At 45.3% G+C, this 23,205-nt stretch carries 18 protein-coding genes and 2 pseudogenes; 16 read left to right on the top strand and 4 right to left on the bottom strand.

Annotated features, from left to right (window positions below; translation table 11 throughout):
- Positions 1-58 precede the first annotated feature (58 nt).
- Both AB4323_RS22895 and AB4323_RS22890 read right to left on the bottom strand, forming a co-directional pair.
- Positions 59-724, bottom strand: a complete 666-nt coding sequence (locus AB4323_RS22895; RefSeq protein ID WP_136974453.1) for a DUF2057 family protein — start codon at positions 722-724, stop codon at positions 59-61.
- Positions 725-1,017: 293 nt separating this feature from the next.
- Positions 1,018-2,580: an arylsulfatase gene (locus AB4323_RS22890; RefSeq protein WP_017064704.1), complete on the bottom strand. Its 1,563-nt coding sequence runs from the start codon at positions 2,578-2,580 to the stop codon at positions 1,018-1,020.
- Positions 2,581-2,926: 346 nt separating this feature from the next.
- Here AB4323_RS22890 and AB4323_RS22885 point away from each other — a divergent pair, with 346 nt between their 5' ends.
- The 16 genes and pseudogenes from AB4323_RS22885 (at position 2,927) to AB4323_RS22810 (ending at position 20,815) form a co-directional block, all read left to right on the top strand.
- On the top strand, positions 2,927-4,474 hold the full coding sequence (locus AB4323_RS22885) for an arylsulfatase (protein ID WP_017060009.1): 1,548 nt from the start codon (positions 2,927-2,929) through the stop codon (positions 4,472-4,474).
- A gap of 192 nt (positions 4,475-4,666) precedes the next feature.
- Entirely contained in the window at positions 4,667-7,090 is a 2,424-nt protein-coding gene (locus tag AB4323_RS22880; protein WP_372153427.1) for a tetratricopeptide repeat protein, read from the top strand.
- A 130-nt stretch (positions 7,091-7,220) separates the two neighbouring features.
- Positions 7,221-8,204, top strand: a complete 984-nt coding sequence (locus AB4323_RS22875) for a MoxR family ATPase (RefSeq protein ID WP_017060007.1) — start codon at positions 7,221-7,223, stop codon at positions 8,202-8,204.
- A 12-nt stretch (positions 8,205-8,216) separates the two neighbouring features.
- The gene (locus AB4323_RS22870; protein ID WP_372058245.1) at positions 8,217-9,179 is read left to right on the top strand and encodes a DUF58 domain-containing protein; all 963 of its coding nucleotides are present in this window, start codon (positions 8,217-8,219) and stop codon (positions 9,177-9,179) included.
- On the top strand, positions 9,180-9,722 hold the full coding sequence (locus tag AB4323_RS22865; protein WP_017066901.1) for a DUF4381 domain-containing protein: 543 nt from the start codon (positions 9,180-9,182) through the stop codon (positions 9,720-9,722).
- Positions 9,715-10,794, top strand: a complete 1,080-nt coding sequence (locus AB4323_RS22860; RefSeq protein ID WP_017060004.1) for a VWA domain-containing protein — start codon at positions 9,715-9,717, stop codon at positions 10,792-10,794. The genes AB4323_RS22865 and AB4323_RS22860 overlap by 8 nt, the downstream gene beginning before the upstream one ends.
- The gene (locus tag AB4323_RS22855; protein WP_372153425.1) at positions 10,787-12,547 is read left to right on the top strand and encodes a VWA domain-containing protein; all 1,761 of its coding nucleotides are present in this window, start codon (positions 10,787-10,789) and stop codon (positions 12,545-12,547) included. The genes AB4323_RS22860 and AB4323_RS22855 overlap by 8 nt, the downstream gene beginning before the upstream one ends.
- The gene (locus AB4323_RS22850; RefSeq protein ID WP_372153423.1) at positions 12,544-13,926 is read left to right on the top strand and encodes a BatD family protein; all 1,383 of its coding nucleotides are present in this window, start codon (positions 12,544-12,546) and stop codon (positions 13,924-13,926) included. The genes AB4323_RS22855 and AB4323_RS22850 overlap by 4 nt, the downstream gene beginning before the upstream one ends.
- A 78-nt stretch (positions 13,927-14,004) precedes the next feature.
- Complete coding sequence (locus tag AB4323_RS22845; RefSeq protein ID WP_017059228.1) at positions 14,005-14,910, top strand: LysR family transcriptional regulator; 906 nt, start codon at positions 14,005-14,007, stop codon at positions 14,908-14,910.
- A 19-nt stretch (positions 14,911-14,929) separates the two neighbouring features.
- The gene (yegS, locus tag AB4323_RS22840) at positions 14,930-15,670 is read left to right on the top strand and encodes a lipid kinase YegS (RefSeq protein ID WP_108111935.1); all 741 of its coding nucleotides are present in this window, start codon (positions 14,930-14,932) and stop codon (positions 15,668-15,670) included.
- Positions 15,571-16,530 (top strand): annotated as a pseudogene (tnpC, locus tag AB4323_RS22835) (IS66 family transposase); the annotation flags it as partial. The gene yegS and the pseudogene tnpC, both read left to right, overlap by 100 nt.
- A gap of 377 nt (positions 16,531-16,907) precedes the next feature.
- The gene (locus tag AB4323_RS22830; RefSeq protein ID WP_017062010.1) at positions 16,908-17,192 is read left to right on the top strand and encodes a hypothetical protein; all 285 of its coding nucleotides are present in this window, start codon (positions 16,908-16,910) and stop codon (positions 17,190-17,192) included.
- Positions 17,193-17,236: 44 nt separating this feature from the next.
- Entirely contained in the window at positions 17,237-17,638 is a 402-nt protein-coding gene (locus AB4323_RS22825; RefSeq protein WP_372111586.1) for a carboxylesterase family protein, read from the top strand.
- Positions 17,601-17,894, top strand: coding sequence for a hypothetical protein (locus tag AB4323_RS22820; RefSeq protein ID WP_372111583.1), 294 nt, complete (start codon positions 17,601-17,603; stop codon positions 17,892-17,894). The genes AB4323_RS22825 and AB4323_RS22820 overlap by 38 nt, the downstream gene beginning before the upstream one ends.
- A 168-nt stretch (positions 17,895-18,062) precedes the next feature.
- Complete coding sequence (locus AB4323_RS22815) at positions 18,063-19,739, top strand: amidohydrolase family protein (protein WP_017062008.1); 1,677 nt, start codon at positions 18,063-18,065, stop codon at positions 19,737-19,739.
- A gap of 92 nt (positions 19,740-19,831) precedes the next feature.
- Positions 19,832-20,815 carry a GTP-binding protein gene (locus AB4323_RS22810; protein ID WP_032548688.1) on the top strand — a complete coding sequence of 328 codons (984 nt, stop codon included), beginning with the start codon at positions 19,832-19,834 and terminating at the stop codon, positions 20,813-20,815.
- A gap of 312 nt (positions 20,816-21,127) precedes the next feature.
- Here AB4323_RS22810 and AB4323_RS22805 read toward each other — a convergent pair whose 3' ends face one another.
- Positions 21,128-22,303, bottom strand: coding sequence for a threonine/serine exporter family protein (locus AB4323_RS22805; protein ID WP_372135858.1), 1,176 nt, complete (start codon positions 22,301-22,303; stop codon positions 21,128-21,130).
- A 741-nt stretch (positions 22,304-23,044) separates the two neighbouring features.
- A pseudogene (locus AB4323_RS22800) lies at positions 23,045-23,205 on the bottom strand (transposase); the annotation flags it as partial.

Raw genomic sequence — 23,205 nt, 5'->3', positions numbered from 1 at the left:
ACAAAAAAGAAGCTGGCAGTTTGCCAGCTTCTTTCATTTTTAAATTAAGCTCATTGAGCTACTTGTTCACGTAGTCTTTGAATTTCTGCTTGGTTTCAGCATCCGCTTTTTCGTACCAGAAATAGAGCATCTCTTCAGCTGTATTTGCTGCATTTCCGTCAATCTTTGCTGGAAGCGTTACCGGTTGTGCGACAGCAGCTGCTACGCCCGCGCTAGCACCTACTGTAAGTGCAGCGATGCCGCCTTTCTGGTTGTACTCCTTCGCTTCTTGTGGGTACTTACGACCAATCTGCATGCCATCTTTGATAAGTTTGTCTTGCTTAACACTGATTGCATTTTGGTTTTTATCAACCAGTTTCCAATCTAAGTTTTGAAGGCCTTTTTTCGCTTCGTTGGTGTTACGGAACTTAGGCATGTCAAACGTCAATGCTGTGTCTGTCGCATCAAAAGTAGCAATAATGGTATCGCTATCGACAAACTCTCGGTCGTTACCTTGGCTGAAAGCCAGTTGATATTTGAAAACGATTTGGTTTACGCCATCTGGAACGGTGATCGTTTTGCTCGAAGAGAAGAAACCACCGTCAAGATCGGGTTTAGCTTCATTTACAGCTAAGACTTCGACTAAAGCATCTGCGCTAGAAGGAACTTCAATTGTTACGTCAGCTAACACTTGTGGTGCTGCGATAATTGTCGAAAGCAGCGCAATGGATTTTAATGTTTTCATAATCATACAGTTGTTTATGGGCAGTTGAACTACAATCGCATGGTAAGAACTCCAATTCAAGTCATGTCATAAGGATTTGAAAAAATTTGCGAAATCTTAACGCAACGGTCATATATTAAGGTTCACATTGACTAGTGTGAGTTTTTATTTTTGAAAAATGAGAGGGTAGGTTGGGTGTGAATTGTACTAGTTGGCGGTTCGCGTCTTATGTTATTTGTATTGGATACTAAAAAGCCGCGGTCACTGCATTCAGTCACCACGGCTTCGTTATTACATTTTTAATCTAGAGTAGCTTATTTAGCTTGCGCTGCTGCCGCTTCTAGTTGCTTAAGTTTACCTTGAAGCATGTATGCATTCTGGTTGAAGTTACCTGGGTTCAGTACTTGGCTATTCTGCATAGGGTAATCTGGTAGCGTCGTCATAAACTCTTGAACCTGATTTCCTACTGGAACGAATAACCACATGTTGTCTGCCATCCAGCGTAGGTACATACCAGACTCGTGCGGTGCTTTCTCGAATGGGTCAGCACGTAGGTGAACAACTTGAGGCCAGTTTGGTTGGAAACGAACTGCATCCACAATGTTACCATCCATCACAGCAAACGAAATCTTGAAGTCATTCCAACGTACTGCGTTTAGCTCAGCGTTAGCAGAGAAGTAAAGCATGCTGTCACGAGGGCCTTTCTCTTCTTTACCTTGGAAGTAAGGCAGGAAGTTGTAACCATCTAGGTGTACGCGCCAGTTTTTACCGTTGTAAGTTGCACCTTTGTCAGATGCTAGCTTCTCAACCACTTTATCATCACCAGCGGCTGCTAGTAGAGTAGGAATCCAGTCTTGGTGGCCCATGATATCGTTGATTTTAGTTCCAGGTTTGATAGTCCCAGGCCAGCGAACTAGCTGAGGCACACGCATACCACCTTCGTAAGTTGTACCTTTCTCACCGTGGAAGTAAGTTGCGCCGCCATCAGGCCAAGAAACCGTTTCAGCACCGTTATCGGTAGAGTAAATTACGATAGTGTTGTCAGCGATTTTTAGTTCATCCAGCTTGTCTAGAAGCACACCAACATGGTCATCATGCTCTAACATACCATCAGCATAAATACTGATACCTGACTTACCTTGGTATTTCTCTTGTAGGCGAGTCCACACGTGCATACGAGTGGTGTTGTGCCAGATGAAGAATGGTTTGTCAGCTTTTACCGCTTTTTCCATGAATGCTAGAGATTCTTCTAGGAACTCTTCATCCGCATGCTCCATACGCTTACGCGTCATTGGGCCAGTATCTTCAATCTTACCGTCAGCAGTAGACTTGATTACACCACGAGGGCCGTAGTTCTTACGGAACTCTGGGTCTTTAGGGTAGTAATATGTTTCTGGCTCTTCTTCGGCGTTTAGGTGGTACAGGTTACCGAAGAACTGGTCAAAACCGTGGTTCGTTGGAAGGTGTTTGTCTTGGTCACCCATGTGGTTCTTACCGAACTGAGCTGTCATGTAGCCTTGTTCTTTAAGAAGGTCTGCGATCGTTGGAGCCCAATCAGGGATACCGTGGTCCGAACCTGGCATGCCGATAGTCAATAGACCAGTACGGAAAGGTTCTTGACCTGTTAGGAATGCAGCACGACCAGCAGTACACGATTGTTGACCGTAGTGGTCAGTAAATAGTGCGCCTTCGTTAGCAATACGGTCGATGTTAGGTGTTTCGTAACCCATCATACCGTTGTTGTATGCACTGATGTTGAATACACCAATGTCATCACCCCAGATAGCAAGAATGTTTGGTTTTTCTGCTGCTGTTGCCGCTGAAGAAGCTGCTAATAAGCCAACACCTAATGCTAGTTTATTAATTTTAGTACCCATAAGGACTCCGATTCACTTTTAAGATTAATGCGTTAGAACAACGCATCGATGAGCAAATGTTATTCTCAAAATTCCGTTACGTCCTTTTATAGTGCTTATAACCAATCGTTATGATGCTTAGGTAACCTATTGATTAATATCAGCTCCAGTGGGTACGTAGAATAAAGCCTTAGTTTGTATGTGTGATCCTTATCATGTTTGTTGGCGTAAACCTTATCGATCATTTCTGTATCCGTATCTCAATAAAAATGACAAAAAGATTAATAGCTTAGGGTATCTCGCGCATGTGTAAAAAATGGACTATACGTTGTAGGGCAGGATGCAAATAACTTACGAAGAGGTTTCTATGACAGCGAAATATGGCGCTAAACGTCGATTAGCGATTTTGGGTACAGCGATGATGGCCGCGTCCAGCGCCACTTTTGCGGCTGAAAAGCCAAATATATTGGTTATTTGGGGGGACGATATTGGTCAATCCAATGTGAGTGCATACACCTTCGGTCTCATGGGTTACAAAACCCCGAATATTGATAGCATCGCGAAAGAAGGGATGATGTTTACGGACTATTACGCAGAGCAATCTTGTACTGCGGGTCGCTCTACCTTTATCACGGGACAAAGTGTATTACGAACGGGTTTGAGTAAAGTAGGTTTGCCGGGCGCAGACATTGGCTTACAAGCAGAAGACGCGACAATCGCAGAAATGCTGAAACCTATGGGTTACATGACAGGTCAATTTGGTAAAAACCACCTTGGCGATAAAGATGAATTCCTTCCAACAGCACACGGGTTTGACGAATTTTTTGGCAACCTTTACCACCTAAATGCTGAAGAAGAACCAGAGAATGAAGATTACCCAACCGATCCTGAGTTTCGTAAGAAATTTGGCCCTCGTGGTGTCATTAAGTCATTCGCTGATGGCAAGATTGAAGATACCGGTCCATTGACGCGTAAGCGTATGGAAACGGTTGATGAAGAAACACTAGACGCGGCACTTGATTTTATGGATCGCGCAGTGAAAGCGGACAAACCATTCTTCGTGTGGTGGAACGCGACACGTATGCACTTTAGAACGCACGTGAAAGCCGACAGTAAAGGCGTAACCGGTGTCGGTAACTACGCTGATGGTATGGTTGAGCACGATCGACACGTTGGGCAACTATTGAAGCAAGTGGATGAGTTGGGTATCAAAGACAACACGATTGTTTTCTACTCAACGGATAACGGCCCTCACATGAACTCTTGGCCTGATGCGGGTACAACCCCGTTCCGTGGTGAGAAAAACACCAACTGGGAAGGCGCATACCGTGTACCAGCAATGGTTCGTTGGCCTGGTAAGATTGAACCAGGAACCGTATCTAACGAAATCATGCACCATATGGACTGGATGCCAACCTTCGTTGCCGCCGCTGGTGATGACCAAATCAAAGAGAAACTACTCAAAGGTCATACTGCCGGTGATAAAACGTTTAAGGTTCACTTAGATGGTTACAACTTCCTTCCTTACCTAACGGGTGAAGAAGAGAAAGGCCGTCGTTCGGAGATCTTCTACTTTACCGATGATGGTGATTTAGCGGCGCTTCGTTACAACCAATGGAAAGCGGTGTTCATGGAGCAGCGTGCAACGGGTACCATGCAAATTTGGGCTGAACCGTTCGTGACGTTACGTCTTCCTAAGCTGTTTAACCTGCGTATGGACCCATACGAAAACGCAGACATTACATCGAACACATATTACGACTGGTTGTTAGACCATGCTTATATGTTCGTTCCAGCACAAGCGTATGTGGGCAAGTTCCTAGAAACCTTTGCTGAATATCCGCCACGTCAAAAAGCTGCGAGCTTTAGCTTGGATCAGGTAATGGAAAAACTGCAGGAATCTCATAACAAGTAAGTGATTGTTTGAGTGAAACTGAACAGATTGAAGAGCTCTTAGGAGCTCTTTTTTTATGCGCATATCGATGAGTAAATCCCGGTCGTGAATACGAATCACAACAATCGAGCTCATTGCCACTAAATAATTGTAAATTCGTTGTTTTTACGTCTACCTTATTAAGCATAAGGATGTATAAAAACAAGGAATGTTATGTCTGCATGGTTGTGCTCACTGGTAAACGGATTGAAGCACCAGCGAGTCGCAGTATTATCCGCAATCTTGTCTTCACTGATGTTGTCGCTGTTCAGTCTGAACGCCTATGCCAACGAGCAAGATCCTAATATCAACTCTGATATTTCAAAGGCCAACTCTGTAGCGTCACCCGTTAGCTCTGACGCTTTACCTATCGGTTCTAAAGCCAGCTATGTCGGTTCGGAAGCATGTGTTGATTGTCATAGTGAAGAAGTCGCAGCGTGGGAGGGCTCTCATCATGATATGGCGATGAAGCACGCTACAGACGAATCTGTATTAGGCGATTTCAACGATCAAACATTCACTCATGACGGTAAACCCAACCGATTTTTCCGCAAGGGCGAAGAGTTCTGGGTCAATATTGAAGGGCAAGACGGCCACTTTAAAGATTACAAAATCAGCTATACCTTTGCCTTTGAACCACTACAGCAATACATGGTTGAATTTGAAGACGGCCGTGTACAGTTGATTCCTTTCGCTTGGGATTCTCGCACTGAGGGCGAAGGCGGTCAACGCTGGTTTCACCTCTATCCTGATACCACCAACACCGATGAATTCTACTGGACCAATAGCGGTCAAAACTGGAACTTCATGTGTGCTGATTGCCATTCAACGAACCTAGAGAAAAACTACGACAGCGCGAGTAATACCTACAACACTACTTGGTCTGAGATTAATGTCGGTTGTGAAGCGTGTCATGGCCCTGCAAGCGAGCACGTTGAACAGGCCTTGTTAGCAAATAAACAGAAAGCCAAAGCTAACGGTGGAAAGGATGCTCCAGTCTCGGCGCATTATGGTTTTGACCGCGACTTGTCGAAGTCGGTCAAAGAGTGGATCTATCAAGAGGGTAATTCAACCCTGCAACCAAAAGACATCATCCATACCAATCAAGTTCAAACCTGTGCTCAATGCCACAGCCGTCGTACTCAGTTAAATGAAACGGGTGATCACGTTAACGGGTCTTTCTTTGATAAGTATCGCTTGAGCTTGATTACCCCAGAGCTTTACCACAACGATGGTCAAATCTACGATGAAGATTACGTTTACGGATCTTTCCTTCAATCCGTGATGGCTGAAAAAGGCGTCACATGTACTAACTGCCACGATCCTCATACCGCTGAACTAAAAATTGCGGAAGAAGCCGTGTGTAGCCAATGTCATATTGCATCAGAATACACGCCTGAAAAGCACACATTCCACGAAGCGAATACTGAAGCTTCACAATGCACGACTTGTCACATGCCAGAGACGACTTACATGGAGGTCGACCCAAGGCGTGACCACAGTTGGCATATCCCACGTCCTGATATTAGCCAACACATTAAAACGCCGAACGTGTGCACTAGCTGTCATGCAGATCAAACCGACCAGTGGGCAGATAAGCAAATCGGTGAGTGGTTCCCAGATTCTAAGTATCGTAATCAGCAGCACTTTGCCGTTGCCTTTTATGCTGACTCGATAGGGCACAGAGGTGCAGAGGATGCGTTGGCATACTCGGCTCAGGACTCTAGCTTAAGCAATATCATTCGTGCATCGAGCTTAGAACGTTTGGGCGGTAATACGGGTAAGAATACGCTTATTTCGCTGGCAAGAGCGGTGAAACATGATGATGAAATGATCCGTTTGGGTGTGGTACAAGGCTCGTCTGGTTTCCCATTCACTGACCGTTGGCAAATTCTAGAGCCGCTACTGAAAGACCCTGTATTGTCGATTCGTTCAGAAACCGCAGGCGCATTAGTGCGTTATTGGGGAGAAATGAACCCTCTGCAGAAAGACCAAATCAAGCCTGCATTAGAAGAGTACATTGAAATACAGCAATTTAATGCCGACAGAGGATTTGGACGTACTAACCTAGGCAACGTTTACCGAGATTTAGGCCAGCACGACAAAGCGATTGAGTTTTATCTAGGCGCTATCGAGATTGAGCCTTATTTCGAAAACAGCTACGCCAATTTAGCGGATTTGTATCGAGCGCAAGGTAACGAGGCAAAAGCGTTGTCGACCTTGAAGCAAGGTATTGAAGCTCAGCCTAAATCGAGTGTTTTGCCATACAGCACAGGATTGTCTCTGCTTCGTGTGAAAGATTACGAACAAGCAACGGACTACCTTAAACAAGCCGCTGAAACTGCGCAAACCGACCCTCAATATTGGTATGTGTACGGATTGGCTTTGGAAAAATCGGATGTGCTTGCGGCAAGTCAATCACTGCATAAGGCTTACCAATTTAGCCGCAACCCACAGCACCTGTATGCCCAGTGTGAAGTGTTGGCGCGAAACAGTCATATACCGGGCGTACCAAAGGCGTTTGAGCAATGTATTTCATCATTGAGCAAAGTGGCACCGCCGGAAGCCATTAACCAATTGAAAGCTAGGTTTAAATAAAGCGATGAGGTGAGCTTGGCTATCGAGCTTGCTGCTTATTCCGCTTGTAACCAATTATCGCGTTTATAACTAATAGTTATGGAGCTTGTGAGTAGGATGTACGCAGCCAGATTGAATTAAGGGAAGACCTATGAACCATGCGCAACAAGCAATAAACCAACTGATTGAACAAACAGAGAAAAGTGTTATCGGTCAGAGCCACGTCGTTCGGGCTCTGGTGATAGGGTTATTGACTAATGGCCATGTGCTTTTAGAGGGACTTCCCGGTACAGCGAAAACTCGCTCAGTAAAATCGCTGGCGAATCTACTGAACACCAGTTTTGGTCGAATTCAATTTACGCCAGACCTGCTGCCATCTGATGTGACGGGCACGGAGGTGTATCAAGAGCTTGATGGAAAGCCTCAGTTGCATTTCCAACCGGGTCCTATTTTCAACAGCATTGTATTAGCCGATGAAGTGAACCGTGCGCCTGCAAAAGTACAGGCTGCTCTGCTTGAAGCGATGGCGGAAGGGACGATTACGGTGGGTGGTCAAACTCACATCCTGCCAGATTTGTTCATGGTGCTAGCCACACAAAACCCAGTTGAGCAAGAAGGTACGTATCCACTGCCTGAAGCACAAATGGACCGTTTCATTATGAAAGTGACAGTCGACTATCCAGAAGATGAAGCTGAACGCGACATCATTCGACTTGTGCGCAGTGAGGAACTCGGTAGCGAGACCAGTTCAGAATTAGTCACGCCACAACATATTGAACCTGAGTTGGTACTTGAAGCTCGGCGCCAACTTCCAGACATTGCCGTTTCTGATTTAGTTGAGAACTACATTGTGGCCTTGGTGATGGCAACTCGTAAGCCAGAGCGTTACCCAGAATCAAACTTGTCTAAATGGATTGAGATTGGTTCAAGTCCGCGTGCTTCCATCGCGTTGGATAAATGTGCTCGCGCTTATGCATGGTTGCAAGGACGTGACCATGTCACGTTGGACGATGTGCGTGCCATGTTACCAACCGTATTAGGTCACCGATTCTCGTTGTCTTACGACGCATTGGCCGATGGTGTTGACCATCAAAGAGTGGTTGAAGAACTGCTCGATAATGTTGAGATTGGATAACTAGGGGGCGTCATGGCGAAGCCAACACAAGCTCCCAAATCGCAAGGCCTTGATCCACGACTGTATTGTGATTATTCAAGGTTAGTGCGAATTCAGGCTCAAGCTGAGTCGTTTTCACTGTTACCTCATTTAAAAGCGGGCAGCGTACTTTCGGGCAGACATAACTCTTTGTTCCGTGGTCGTGGTTTGAACTTCGAAGAATTACGTCATTACCAATTGGGTGATGATATCCGTAATCTCGATTGGAAAGTTACGATGCGAACGGGTAAGCCTCATGTTCGTAGCTATACCGAAGAGAAAGACCGTAATGTGATGATCTGTGTCGATCAGCGCAGTTCGATGTTCTTTGCGTCTCAAAACACCATGAAATCTGTTGTGGCTGCCGAAGTGGCGGCATTGTGTGGATGGCGAGTGCTGAAAGATGGTGATCGAGTTGGTTTCGTTTTGGCGTCGCACCAAAAGCTCTTTCATACCAAAGCGCAGCGTTCTCAATCGGACTTATTGGCTCAGTTAAAACATCTTACCAAGGCTAATCAAAGCTTAGGTGTCAGTGTGAGCGATAGCGAAGGTGTTGGATTTAGCCAGTGGATTGAACTGATAAAACGAATGAGATTAAAGCAATCGACCTTAATCTTTATTAGTGATTGGCGAGATTGCCAAGAGCAACATCTTGACCGACTAAAGCAACTGCAACAACACAACGACATCTTAGCCATTATGGTCACCGATCCATTAGAACAATCATTGCCTAAAGATCTGGCAAGCGCAAACTGGGTGGTGGGTGATGGTCGCTTTCAACTTAATCTGGATAGCCAATCTAAGGTTAACCTCGCAAGTAAAAGCCTTGCCCAAAAAGCGGCACTTCAGAAACTGTCCCTTGCTAAATTGATGGCGATGAAAAACCTCCCTTATATAGAATTAGACACGTCGGGCAATCACATATCACAGCTGCAGAAACTAGTGGGAGGGCGCTAAATGGCTGTTGAACATACGCCTCCAAGTACTTATATCCTTCGCGACCTACATGATGTCGCCATTCCTGACAGTGTGAGCTGGGCTCCTCAAACGATCGGCTGGAAGATCCTTGGCGTTATTCTGTTATTGGTCGCTATCTATCTGGCTTATCGCTTGGCGTTAAGGTGGTGGAATAACCGTTATCGCAAAGAAGCGCTTCAAGAACTCATGGTACTGGATGCAAGAGACAAGAACTCAACCGAACGAACCTTTAAAGTCCTCAAAGTGGTGCTTCGTTACCTAGACAGCAGTAATGCCAAGTTGTTTGGCCAAGCTTATGTGAACCGTTTGAACGCTTATCTGCCTGTTAGCGCCAACACGAGTGAAAACAGCAATGCGTTCTTTGCCGATGAAGTTTCGGAATTATGGATGCAAAGCCTAATTGACCCTAATGTGCGTTTGAGCTTTGAACAGCGTTTAGAGGTAATTCAAACCGCGATGATGTGGCTAAAACTTCACAAGCCGAATGTACAGGTAACGGTTGAGGGGCAAGACAATGTTTGATGTTTTATCTGCCAGTTTTGAATTTGCGCATCCGCTGTGGTTTATTGCGCTGCCTTTACCGTTGTTGGTCTACTTTGCGGTGCCAGCTTATCGAACTAAGCAAATGGCGATTAAGGTGCCATTTTTTCGAGAATTGGTAGAAGCGATTGGGGAAGCACCGTCAGAAGGTGCAAGCCAGTTAACTCCAAGCTGGTGGCAACGAACCACGCTCATTATTACTTGGGTATTGGTCGTGTGTGCGTTAGCGAAACCAACCATTCTTGGTGAGCCACAGGTTCGCGAACAATTGGGTCGTGATGTGATGGTGGTGGTCGATTTGTCTGGCTCAATGGCGGAGCAAGATTTCACTTCTAAACAAGGCGATAAAATCTCTCGTTTAGATGCGACCAAAGAGGTGCTGGTTGATTTTGCGAAAACCAGAAAAGGTGACCGACTCGGTTTGATCTTGTTTGGTGATGCAGCGTTTGTACAAACGCCATTTACCGCGGACCAAGATGTATGGCTTGAACTGCTTAATCAAACCGATGTCGCGATGGCAGGGCAAAGTACGCACTTGGGCGATGCAATTGGCTTGGCGATCAAGGTGTTTGAACAAAGTGAAAAGCAAAGTGCTGCCGTTCAAGATTCAAACGTCGACACCAACGAAAAAGAGAAAGTCGTGATCGTATTAACAGACGGTAATGATACAGGAAGTTTTGTTGAGCCTATCGATGCCGCAAAAGTCGCCAAGGCTAAAGGCGTTCGAATTCACGTTATTGCGATGGGCGATCCGCAAACCGTTGGAGAGGTTGCTCTGGATATGGAAACCATCAAGCGTGTCGCTCAAGAGTCAGGTGGCGAAGCCTTTGAAGCACTTAACCGCGACGAACTGACCAAAGCCTATGCTCAGATTGGTGAGCTTGAACCTCAGTTATATGAAAGTACCACTTATCGCCCTAAACAGGGGCTGCACCACTATTTGATGGCGATTGTTGTAGTGATGTATTTGACCGCATTCAGCTTAGCAACGATACGCCGAAGATCGCTGCTCGCTTCTTCGGCTAAGAATTTGAAAGGAGAGAGTGATGCCTGATTCTCTCACGATACAACAGTTCTTTACCCAGTTTCATTTTATCCGACCTTTGTGGTTGTTGGCCTTTATTCCGATGTTCTTCCTGTTATGGGTTCGTTGGAGAGAAGAGACCAAACCAACGTGGAAAGACATTTTACCTACACATTTACGTGATGCATTGACGATTGGCGAAACAGGCTGGCGCAAGCAACTGCCGTTGAAGCTATTGGTGGTGATTGTGACTATCGCCATCATTATCTGTTCTGGCCCAACATGGCAGCGTGAGGCTTCGCCTTTTGGTGAAGACAAAGCGTCGATGTTGGTTGTGCTTGATAATAGTGAATCTATGCTTGCTAAAGATTTGCCTCCAAGTCGCTTGGAACGATCTAAGCAGAAAATTAGAGACTTATTGGCAGCTCGCAAAGGCGGTAATACGGGCTTAGTGGTTTATGCAGGCAGCGCACACGTGGCGATGCCCGTCACGCAAGACAACAAGGTGTTTGAACCGTTTCTAGCGGCTATCACACCCGATATCATGCCTGTTTCAGGTAAGTCAGCAGAGGAAGCACTGCCACTGATTAATCAGCAACTGTCTGGTGAGTTAGGCTCTTCTGTACTGTTGGTATCAGATGGTGTAAACCCAAGCACCATTAGGGCGTACGAGAGTTTCTTTAACGACAATCCGTATCAGTTGCTCATTCTCGCCGCAGGAAACAGTAATGTGGTGAGCGATAACCCTGTCGACCTAGATTCACTGCGTAACTTAGCGAGTAAGACGGGTGGACGAGTGATTGAAGTGACCGTTGATGATTCGGATATCCAACAACTGAACAGAGCGGTTGAAAGAAACATGCAGCTCAACGGCGAATCTTCAATGCCTTGGAAAGACATGGGCTATGGACTGCTTATTCCAATGGCTTTCATTATGTTGCTATGGTTCAGAAAAGGGTGGTTGGTGCAGTGGTGTGTTGTTAGCCTAGTTATTTCAGGCAGTATTTATTCACCAAGCACTTTGGCGAAAACAGTCAACTTAACTGCTGAGAAACCGGTTGTGGTGGAGTCGTTTACAGCTTTGGATAAGACCACTCAATGGTGGTGGGACTTATGGCTAACGCCCGACCAACAAGGTCAACGTTTGTTGAATCAGAAAGAATACCTTGAAGCGGCAAAACATTTTACTAACCCAATGCGAAAGGGCGCGGCTTATTACTATGCTCGTGATTTTAAGCTCGCTCACAGTGCGTTTTTGCAAACCAAAACTGACCTTGGTTTGTACAATGCAGCGAGTGCGTTAGCTAGGCAGCGTGAATACCTTGCCGCACGAGACCTCTTGAAATCATTAAGTGAGAAAGAGGATCTGTCACCAGAACTAAGAACGGATGTGGAGAACAATCTTGCTGTGCTTAGTGGAATTGTCGAAGAGGTAAACCGAACCAGTGAAAGCCAGTCTGGAACCACAGATGGCCCTGAAGAATCTTTAGAACTCGAAGACGATCAGCCGCGAACGGGTGATGGCGCTGAAGAAGAAACGGTAGCGGAATTGATGCTTAAGGAAACACTTAACGCGAATGAGATTTTGGGCAGCCAAGAGCTTGCCGACAAGTGGTTAAAGCGAGTAGAAGCCGATCCTAAGTTCTTCTTGAAATCCAAATTCCAAATTCAGTTAAGAGATCCTGCGCCTTCTATCGAACAGACACCAAAACAGGAGCAGGCGCCAAAACAGGAGCAGGCGCCAAAACAGGAGCAGGCGCCAAAACAGGAGCAAACGCAATGAGTCGATATGATTTAGCTCTTGAAGTCATTCAATCAAAGAGAGTGCGATTCAGAACCCGTAAGTGGTTACTGTCGATGACTCTTATATTGAGTTGGTTTTTTCCTTTTGTTGCTTCTGCTGCCGATATCTTCGACCTCCAAAAAAGTGGTGACGTTGAGCTTATCGCTTGGATTGGCGAGAAACCCAAGTCAGGCGACAAAATAACGCCGGGCAAAGTCAGCGTAAATGAGCAGGTCATTCTGAACATTGAGGTGGCGACACCGCGCTGGTTAACGGGCGGCACTCGAATCGGCAGTATCGAAATCCCTAACGTTATCGCTAAGCAGCGTAACCAACTCGCGACGAACTACACAGAAAGAGTCGGTGGTACTACATGGTCACGTCAGCGTTGGGAAGTGACGCTTTATCCGATGACTTCCGGTGAGTTTGTTATTCCAACCGTGCCGGTTCGCGTCCAAGTTTCTGCTCCTGATGGTTCAAACGTGGGCGGTACGCTTTACACGCAGCCGATTAAGTTTGAAGCTTCGTTGCCTTCAGGTTTACTCGATAATGAAACGCCTTGGTTTTCTGCGACAGAAGTAGATATAGAGCAGCAATGGCAACGCTCAAGTGAAGAGCTAAAAGTTGGCGATGCTATTACTCGAACTATCACGATTAAGGCAAAAGACAGCTTTTCTGTGTTGCTGCCAGATGTGCTAACCAATAAGTCCACTAAGCAGTTCCAAGCTTACCCACAGCCCAACCGTTTGGATGACACTCAAGAACGGGGTAATTATCGCTCAAGCCGAGTTGAACAGACTGTATATGTGATTCAGCAGGGTGGTGAGTTTACGCTGCCAGAGTTTTCATTTCAGTGGTGGGACAGCAAAAATCAACGCCTTGAAAACGTGGTGATAAAAGGCGAAGTGTTTGAAGCCAAACACACAGTCCAATCTTTCATCAAGGCCTACATGTCGGTGTTTATTACTGTTGGTTTGGTGTTGTTAGTCTGCATTGCGTTGATTGTTTCGGTTAAGCGTTACTACGCAAACCGCCCAACACCGAGTTGGCTGGTACTACGTCGTTTAGTTAAGCAAGGTAATTGGGCTGCATTAAGAACCTTTATCTACCGTCAATTGCGAAACCAAACCTCTCAGTTAGAACTGAATAAAGTGCAACTGGATAAAGCGCAACATGGTAAATCAAATGGACAAAAGCGTTGGCTAGAAGATAGCGAAGCCCTTCAACAAGGATGTGAAGATAAAAACGTATTCACTCGTTTATGGAAAGGGTTACGTAACTTGCCCAGTGACACATCAAACTCAAGCAATTCTCGTTCAATTGCCGCTCGCTTGAAAATCCCTAAAGCCTTGCCAGACTTAAAAGATAGAACTAAGTAGCAAACTTTAGTTATTCGCATCGAACATAATCGGCAGGTTCTCTACTATGGGGAACCTGCTTCTTTAATATGGAACTGTATGAAAAGTACCGAACTAAATCTAATTCCTATATTTGTCGCTATTTATGAAGAGCAGAACTTATCTAGAGCTGCTAATCGCATGGATATAAGCCAACCAGCAGTGAGTAAAGCACTTGCAAGGTTGAGAGATATCTATGATGAGCCACTGTTTCATCGCACCACATCAGGCGTAGAGCCAACCACATTCGCTATTGATATCTATCCTGCAATGGCCGCTGCACTTAAAAACTTTACTTCTACCTTATCCGCATCAAGAGACTTCGATCCTAAAACCTCAGGCCGCGTGTTTTCCATTGCCTGCGTCTCGGCGGCGAGCTACGAAATGATGCCAAAAGTCATGCGGTTAATCAGCCAAGTCGCACCAGGTATCGCGTTAGAGGTTCATCCTCTGTTTACCGAAGACTATGAGTCTGATTTAAGGCTGCAAAGACACGACGTGATTGTTGATATGACGCCTAAAGGAAGAACCATGCTTAAGCACGAGGTGATTTCTACAGAAGAGCTGGTGGTGGTGTGTAGTAGTGATCATCCTACGGTTGGCGATACCATCGATATGGAACAGTTCTTAGCACTCGAGCATGTGGTGGTCTCTAGGTGGCATGCGCGCAAAAGCTTATTAAGCTCTGAGCACTATAGTGACCTTGAGAAACGTAGAATCGTGTATCGCGCAGCGGGCGTTGTAGAGATGCTTCCTGTTATCGAAGGCTCTGAGTACATCGGAGTAATGCCTATTTCATCAGTGCATTGTTTTGCTGAAAAGTACGCGGTAAAAACACTGCCATTGCCCTTCGAGTTGGAAGACCTCGATATGTGTATGATTTGGCATCCAAGCCGTACTAATGAACCAAGCCATAAGTGGTTACGAGCTAAGATCAAAGCGGCAGCAAAAGAGTTATCAAGTTAGCCTATACAAGGACATAGCCATGGACAGCATTCGCGTGATTTTAAACGGAAAGAAAGCCAATATCCCGGAATTAAGGCAAGCCATCTTTGCGGCGAGGGACAATGATATTGACCTGCAAGTTAGAGTGACTTGGGAATCGTCGGACATGTTTCGTTTGGTAAGCGAGGCAATATGCGATGGTGTTAAGCGTCTGATTGTTGTCGGTGGCGATGGAACGGTGAATGAAGCCGTTAACGCGCTCAACCAGTTCCGTGCCAGTGAAAGACCACAACTGGCGCTTATCCCAATGGGCACTGCGAATGATTTTGCTACCGCAACGGGAATACCTAACGATATTTCGGGTGCTTTTGAACTAGCGCTGGAAGGCAAGGCGTTTGCGGTGGATAGCGCGCGTGCGAATGACCGCTATTTTATGAATGTCGCTGCGGCGGGTTTTGGTGCTGAAGTCACAGCTGAAACGCCAGTCGAGCTTAAAGATTTTCTCGGTGGCGGTGCGTATACACTAACAGGTGTGGTGAAAGCACTTGGCTTTAAGCCCTACAGTGGCACGTTGCCCATAGACAAAGGCAGCTTTACCGGCGAGATCCTTGTTGGTGCTTTTTGTAATGGTCGCTTAGCGGGTGGAGGACAAGAGTTAGCACCCAATGCATTGATTGATGATCGCTGTTTACCCAGTCGGGTATCGAGCTATCACGCGCCACCATGGCAAGGTGGGTTATCCAAGTCAGTGAGAAGTTCGCCCCGCTGTATGTGGCCTTGAAGGAGAACCTACTTCAACAAGTGGTGGTTCAGGCGGATGAAACGCCGCTCAATGTGCTCAAAGAAGAGAAGCAGTGTTATATGTGGCTTTACTGCTCAGGCGCTGACTCGCCCGAAGCGGCACTGCCGAATGTGAAAAAATCGCCTTGTACGACTAGCAAAACAGTCGCGCGAGGGTGTGCCCCGTGGACTTTTTAGGTGACTACAACGGTTATCTACAAACCGATGGCTACACGGCTTATCATGGTCTGCATCACGTCACTAATGTGGGGTGCTTAACGCAAGTTCATGGACGCGAAGAAGCTTCAAGGGGAAGGTAAATCGGGCAAGGCTGATAAAGTGCTGGCTAAACCCCAAAAGCTCTACGGGATAGAATCAAGCTTAAAAGGTGCGCCTGCCGAAGAACGCAAAGCAGAGCGTTAAGCGTATGCCAAGCCGATACTGGATGAGCTTTACCAATGGATGACAACCCAGAAGGTGATAGGCTCTAGCCCACTAGGCAAAGCAATAAAGTACTAGCTCGGGCAATGGCATAAACTCATTCGTTATATCGACGATGGTCACTTATCTATCGATAATAATCGCGCTGAACGCGCAATTAAACCGCTGGTTATTGGCAGGAAAAATTGGCTATTCTCCAACACACCAAACGGTGCTGAGGCGAGCGCGATGCTTTACAGCATCATCGAGACCGCGAAAGCCAACGGTCTTATCCTCTAAGACTACATGGTCAAGTGCATGAAAGAGCTGGCGAAAGCAGAGCCTGATATCGACGCACTTCTACCTTGGACCTCTTCGGGTCAAGTCAAAACAGACCTCAACAATATTGGCTTTGGCCTCGAAACTTACGTTTGGTGCTAGCTATGCCATCAGACTCTAATAACATATTTGGGTTCTTTGATGAGTTTGAAGCTTCAGAAGGAGAGTCACAGCAACCCCCTATAGAGCTGTTTCAAGAACCCGTTGAAATTTTATCAACCCTAGATAGTCAGCCAAATAAGGTACAACAAGAAGTCTTTGTGATAAATAAAAAGCGACATCCACTCACGGTAGTGAATATATGTAGGGTCACGTCCTGCATAAGCGATTTATTCAAATTTAAAGAGTGAATTAATATCGCACCATAAAGAAAAAATACTTCAAATACTCCAGAAATGAGCATGGCTGAGCATAGGGATTCTCAGGTTTGATGATACCAATATCAGGTCAGATGGCCGAACACATTTATGGGTACAACCATGAATTTAACGCATCGCTCACTCATGGTTATCGCTATCACTGTTGCTCTTTCTGCGTGGGGTAGTGATGAAACCAGCTCACGTCCTATTAAGCCAGAACCGCTTCAGACATTACCAACAGAGCAGGTTTCAGTATCCATCGGGGACGCGACTCTTTTCGCAAATAGAGAGTCTGTTGTGATCAATACCTTAGCAGGTGACGAGCAACGCGTATCCATTGAAGCGTTTAAAGGAATCACTTACGCCGATCAACAACGTTTTCAGCACAGTCACTCCGTCAATTAGAAGACAATGCTGATAGCGCTATAGATGCGACACAATTTAGCGCCGTGTGCCCACAGCTTAAAATAACCCAGCAAGAGCAATCTGAAGATTGCTTGAATCTTAATATTTGGCGTCCTTCGGAGATCAATGGTTCAGAGTTATTACCCGTGTATGTCTTTATTCATGGTGGGGACTTTGAATATGGCGCAGGTTCTGATACCGACATTAACGGTGATACCGTCGTGGCTAAAAGATACCATTCGATATACGGGTGGCGTTGGCGCTGGAAAGGCGAACCTCGATATTTTCAAAGAGTTCAGTATAGGTGCGTCGTACAACAAAACGATTCAATTCGGCACAAAAAACTCGGGAGTCGCTGCGCTTCAGCAGCTCCAGTTTCGAGTGGCAAACACACCATTGATGCTGGGTGTGAAACAGATTATTGGCCAGAGCTCGGTAGAGTTTGAGACCAGTAATGAAGATGTGAATAACGCTATCAATGGCGTTATTCAATATTTTATGGGCGAAAGCTCGGTGACCTCTGGGCTGGGTGTTGTCGCGGAATACGATAATGCGATTGATAATCGTTGGACCGTTTCTGCGTTTTATGGCCTGGGTAAAGCGACAGTAGAGGGCAGTCTGTCAGACGATGAAAGTGTCGATGCGTATGGTGCTGGATTTCGCTATCAGATAGCTTGCCGATATGGGTTACACATGGGGTAGACCTCGCTTTTAGTGACGTTGACAGCGCGTTTTATATAACGGTTGGCAGTGGATTCTAATGATGGAAAGGTGGGTGTTAGTCAATCGATTGATTTTTCTACATGCAGCATAGTTTTCATAGCAATCATGAACTAGTATTTTTTTACAACAAACATAACAGGTATCAATATGAAAAATTACGACCCAAATGAATTGGACGCTACGCAAGTATTACTTGATGGTGTCGATACAGATAAACGTTCGACTTTGACTAAGTTAGCGGTTGGGGCTGCGGCACTGCCTTTTGCCTCTGTTTTACATGCAGCCCCTGAAAAACTGGTTGGCCAAAACATCAAACTGATGCCTAACGAGAAAGGGCCATTTGATATCGTTATCGAAAATGGCCGTGTTGTTGATCCTGAAACTGGACTCGACGCAATTCGTCACGTCGGTATTAAAGGTAAGCGTATTGCTGCAATCTCAGACAAAAAGCTGCAAGGCAAAACAATCATCGATGCTGAAGGTCTCGTGGTTGCACCTGGCTTTATCGATATGCACGCTCACGGACAACAACTTCCTGCTGCCCGTGCTCAAGCATTCGATGGCGTAACCACCGCTCTTGAGATGGAATCTGGTCTATTCCCAATCGGAACGTACTACGATATTACTGCTGCTGAAGGTCGCCCGATTAATTACGGCGCTTCTGTAGCATGGACTTACGCTCGTATTCAAGCAAAAGAACCTACGATGCCTGCTCCTGATGGTACGATTGTTTGGTTCCAGAAAGCTTTTTCTAAAAACAATTGGCAAAATACCCTAGCAACCCCAGATGAATTAAAACAAATTCTGGGCTCGGTTGAGCAAGGTCTTAAAGAGGGGGGCTTAGGCATTGGTATTAACGCGGGTTACGCACCAGGTTATGGCCACAAAGAGTACTATGATCTTGCTAAACTAGCAAAACGCTATGAAGTACCAACCTACACTCACGTTCGTTACCTAAACAGCGCAGAGCCACAATCAAGCTTTGAAGCATACCAAGAACTCATTAGCCTGTCGGCGACAACGGGTGCACACATGCACATTTGTCACCTCAACAGCACGTCAGTACAAGATATCGAAGATTGTGCCGATTTAGTTCAATCCGCCATTGATCAAGGTTTAGCCGTTACTACTGAAGCTTATCCTTATGGTGCTGGCTCTTCCGTTATTGGCGCAGAAGTTTTCCGTGGTGACGATTGGTTACAACGTTGGGGTGTACCAAGCGCTAGCTACATGGAAGCGAATGGTAAAGCACTAAACCAAGAAAAAGTCACTGAACTACAAGCATCAGCGCCCGGTACCGTGGTTGTCATGCACTTCTTAAAACCCGATGAGAACAAAGAAGATCGCGCTAAAATGGACCGTTCAGTATTGTTTCCAGGTGCAGCTATCGCTTCAGATGCAATGCCTTGGATGGATGATAAAGGCGTATTAATTGAAGGTGATGTATGGCCACTTCCAAGCAACGCAATAGCTCACCCTCGCTCACTTGCTTGTTTCTCTCGTTTTATTGAAAAATATGTCGAGGAATACAAAGCGGTAACACTAGTAGAAGCGATGGAAAGAACTAGCTTAAACGCATGTCGTATTCTTGAGGATGCTGTGCCACAAATGGCAAATAAAGGTCGTATTCAAGTAGGTAAAGATGCTGATTTAGCTATTTTCAAACTTGATGAAGTAAAAGCCGTTGCAACATTTGATAAACCAAATGCCCTTTCTACAGGTATGAAATACGTACTTGTAAACGGGACACCTATCATTGAAGCTGGTGAAATGTTGTTAGATTCAAACCCAGGTGAAGCGGTTCGCAACAAAGTTACTGGCTAAGTTATCCTGACTTAAAAGGTTGGGCATTAGCTCAACCTTTTTTATTGCTTACCGAGTAAATATAGACAACGAAAATCGAAAGAGAGCATGCTATGAGCAAGAAGCCTATTCCAGTAACAATTTTAGCCGGATTTTTAGGAGCAGGGAAAACGACCCTACTAAACCATATATTAACCAATGCAAATGGAATGCGCATGGCTGTGATCGTCAATGATTTTGGATCAATCAATGTTGATGCGGAGTTAGTTAAATCTGAAAGTGAAAATATGATCAGCCTAGAGAATGGCTGTATCTGTTGTAACCTTGCAGAAGGACTAGTCGTTTCGGTAATGCGTTTACTCGCATTAGAGGAACGCCCAGACCATATTATTGTTGAAACTTCAGGTATCGCAGAACCCAAAGAAGTGGCACTTCAATTTGAAGATCCGGAACTGCAAGCACACGCACCTTTAAATGCAATCGTGACGACGATCGATGCGGAAAACATTTTAGGGCTAGAAGGCCCAATGGAGACGTTGTCGAAGCAGCAAATTCAAGTGGCTGACATTGTTCTGGTTAATAAAGTTGACCTAGTCGATGCTGATAAACTAGAGCAAGTCAAAGCATGGTGCCGAGTACAAGCTCCGTTTGCTAAATTGATTGATATTTCATTCGGCGAAGTGGATTTACCTATCTTATTTGATGCCCCTGAAAGTACGCGCTTTGTCACTAACAAAATAGCGGCTGATCAAAGGGAATGCCAGCACCATGATTGTCATGATGAGCACTGTCATCACGTGAACCATGATTTCGAAACATTCAGCTTTGAAACTGATCAACCGCTTAATCTACAAAGTTTGTATCCTCTACTGCAACAGTTTTCAATTGATGCTTATCGCATGAAAGGTATTTTAAATTTAACCGATCGTCCTGATCATCGCTGTGTATTTCAGTGCACGGGCCAGCGAGCCAATGTGACGGTTGGAGATGCATGGGAAGATGATGAATCTCGTTCGTCACGGTTAGTCTTCATTGGACCTAAAGGTGGCCTTGATAAAGAGAGTATGCGTAAAAAACTGAACGCACTGGTGGCGTAGTTAGAACGGAAATGGAGTAGATGGCAAGCCTATCAACCTAGCGCTTGCCTATACCTAGCTTACCTCTGCCTACTTTGCATTGACTCATCCTAAGCATCCTTATCTTATTGAATTATTGGCTACTTTCGATTCTATTCGGTTTTTCCAAATCCATATTGCTCATTCCCCTCGCCATCTGAAACAAAATAGTCTTATCGATTTTCGAGACTCTGTTCATCAGTACCTTCTCAGAATCGGTTAACGTCAAAAAGCAGATAAAGACTCAATCGTGGGTTATTGGGGCGTGTTGATCAGCGATTGTTAGCTCGATGGTTAGTCCTCAATGATGGAATCAAAATGACGACTAAATATAGAATAAACCATGATTTGTCCCGCCATAATCGCGCCAAACATCAGCAAGGTGGACAGACCAATATTCGGAATGGGTAAAATGGAGGTCGCAAAGAAGGACTCACTTGCTCCGACAATGATTCGACTACCGGGGACAAGAATGATGATCCCTTGAATAATGTATATGAGTGGTGGAACGTGACGCAATTTTCCCATCCCCAACCCGTAAAGCGTAATGAGTATTGTGCTTACCCATGTACCTACAACCCAATCGGAAGTAAACCAATGTGGCCCCCACATGCCAATTGCCGCGACAGGAAGGCCTAAGAGAATTTCTGTTATACTTGCGTTGAAAATAAGGCCAATAGCGACAGAAATCCCGATCAGTGCGGTGACATGAAGAACGAATGGGATTTCATCAATAAATACCGGTACCGATAATGGTTGATTGATTATGTTGGCTAAGCCTAACCCCATAACAATGCCGATGAATATTTTCATTACTATGAGTGCGCTTTGTGCAAGCAGTTCGATACCTGACCGAAAGTCATTGAGAGCAAGACTGGCTAAGCCGTTGGTGACGGTTAACCCAGGAATAAAAAGGACAATGGAAGAAATGCACAGTGCCAATGTTGGTAAGCCGGGAACCTGTGCCGCTATCATACCGGTTAAAAAACTGGCTACTAAGGCGACAAAGAACTCGACAAGAATGCTTCTTGGCCCAGTCAGGAAAATTTGTGCTAGCCAGGCTATAGCGCCCAGAATAATGGATAAACCGACCGCCAGATAAGTACTGCCAACTAACATTAAATAACATGGCGGAAGCAATAAATTGGCAAAGCACAAGGTACGATTCGAGTAGGTTTCTGAACCTTCGTAATGGGAATGAGTCGAAAACCCTTTAAGCGTTGCGACTAAATCACGTAAGTTAACCGAGGGTGGTTTTTTGTTTTCCATCACGACTTTTTGCGTGGGTTGCTCAAAAATAGTGATGACTTTTGTCGGGGTCACATCAATAGAGACATCAATGTTCTGGCGTTTTGCATAAGCTTGAGTGTATTGAGCTACCGAGTAAGGCGCACAACCAGATTGATGTAATCGGTCCGAAAAGCTCAAAATTTCTTGCTGGCATTGTTCGATATGATTTGTTTGTTTCATTCTGTTTGTTTCTCAATCACCAAGGCGATATATGTTTGAGGGGCATTCTAATTCAATAGTATCCTCATTCAAGCGTAACCAATAGTCGTGTATAGAGGACGGGCCCCTACAAACGAACAAGGCAATGGTTAAAAAGATAGGATTCATTGAATGAGAGGTTATCAGTTTATCGTTGAGGTAAATCAGTCATTGTTGAAGCTGCAACCTCAAAAATAGATCCGCTCACGCAGCTATTTGAAGGCGTAAAACTCCAAATCCATGAGGTGATTGATTTAACTCTGAGGCTTTTAGAAAAGCTCGGTAATGAGTAAAGGAAACTAATATTTAGGAAATGGAAGCGTAAATAAGATTGATGATGAGCGTTAGAATCACAACTAGAATGGAACCGACATAAGCAATTTCAATAATGTTTGAATCAATCCAGTTGCAGTATGCTTGAATTGCTAAACTCAGTTTGTTTTTCATAATGGCCTTTGGAAAATTAACCGAAATCTACTGTAAATAATAGCTTATTATGAGTGAGCTTTGGTGACGGTTTCAAAGGTTCCTTAGCGCTAACAGTGTGATTGCGGCGCTCACGTATTAACAATATCGTCCCGTGGGTTCATGGGGCGGATACAGTCGATAAGGTTTAAGAGCAGAAAATTGGGCTAAAAAAGAGCCGCTTATTTGTGGTTCATCGCGGCTTTCCAAGAAGTAGTCTGTATCTCGATACCCATACCCCATTCGCTTGATTAGCTATATCTTGTTGTTTATCCCTTCTAGGGTGCAGGTGTTTAGCGGATAACTTGCCGATGCGATAATACCGTGAAGATAAGGACTCAGTTTTCGTGCGAACTCTTTCAATGGCTTAATTCCACTCTCTTGTACTTGTGCCCACCACGCCTCCCAGAGCCCTTTAG

Source organism: Vibrio sp. 10N.261.52.C11 (assembly GCF_041471405.1).
GTDB lineage: Bacteria > Pseudomonadota > Gammaproteobacteria > Enterobacterales > Vibrionaceae > Vibrio > Vibrio crassostreae_C.
This window is presented reverse-complemented; position numbering and strand designations above follow the sequence as displayed.

Excerpts from the sequence above, each read along its gene's own strand:
- AB4323_RS22895 (WP_136974453.1), bottom strand. The coding sequence starts at position 724 with ATGAAAACATTAAAATCCATTGCGCTGCTTTCGACAATTATCGCAGCA.
- AB4323_RS22850 (WP_372153423.1), top strand. The coding sequence starts at position 12,544 with ATGAGTCGATATGATTTAGCTCTTGAAGTCATTCAATCAAAGAGAGTG.
- AB4323_RS22890 (WP_017064704.1), bottom strand. The coding sequence starts at position 2,580 with ATGGGTACTAAAATTAATAAACTAGCATTAGGTGTTGGCTTATTAGCA.
- AB4323_RS22855 (WP_372153425.1), top strand. The coding sequence starts at position 10,787 with ATGCCTGATTCTCTCACGATACAACAGTTCTTTACCCAGTTTCATTTT.
- AB4323_RS22830 (WP_017062010.1), top strand. The coding sequence starts at position 16,908 with ATGAATTTAACGCATCGCTCACTCATGGTTATCGCTATCACTGTTGCT.
- AB4323_RS22870 (WP_372058245.1), top strand. The coding sequence starts at position 8,217 with ATGGCGAAGCCAACACAAGCTCCCAAATCGCAAGGCCTTGATCCACGA.
- AB4323_RS22815 (WP_017062008.1), top strand. The coding sequence starts at position 18,063 with ATGAAAAATTACGACCCAAATGAATTGGACGCTACGCAAGTATTACTT.
- AB4323_RS22880 (WP_372153427.1), top strand. The coding sequence starts at position 4,667 with ATGTCTGCATGGTTGTGCTCACTGGTAAACGGATTGAAGCACCAGCGA.
- AB4323_RS22865 (WP_017066901.1), top strand. The coding sequence starts at position 9,180 with ATGGCTGTTGAACATACGCCTCCAAGTACTTATATCCTTCGCGACCTA.
- AB4323_RS22845 (WP_017059228.1), top strand. The coding sequence starts at position 14,005 with ATGAAAAGTACCGAACTAAATCTAATTCCTATATTTGTCGCTATTTAT.
- AB4323_RS22875 (WP_017060007.1), top strand. The coding sequence starts at position 7,221 with ATGAACCATGCGCAACAAGCAATAAACCAACTGATTGAACAAACAGAG.
- yegS (WP_108111935.1), top strand. The coding sequence starts at position 14,930 with ATGGACAGCATTCGCGTGATTTTAAACGGAAAGAAAGCCAATATCCCG.
- AB4323_RS22860 (WP_017060004.1), top strand. The coding sequence starts at position 9,715 with ATGTTTGATGTTTTATCTGCCAGTTTTGAATTTGCGCATCCGCTGTGG.
- AB4323_RS22885 (WP_017060009.1), top strand. The coding sequence starts at position 2,927 with ATGACAGCGAAATATGGCGCTAAACGTCGATTAGCGATTTTGGGTACA.
- AB4323_RS22805 (WP_372135858.1), bottom strand. The coding sequence starts at position 22,303 with ATGAAACAAACAAATCATATCGAACAATGCCAGCAAGAAATTTTGAGC.
- AB4323_RS22810 (WP_032548688.1), top strand. The coding sequence starts at position 19,832 with ATGAGCAAGAAGCCTATTCCAGTAACAATTTTAGCCGGATTTTTAGGA.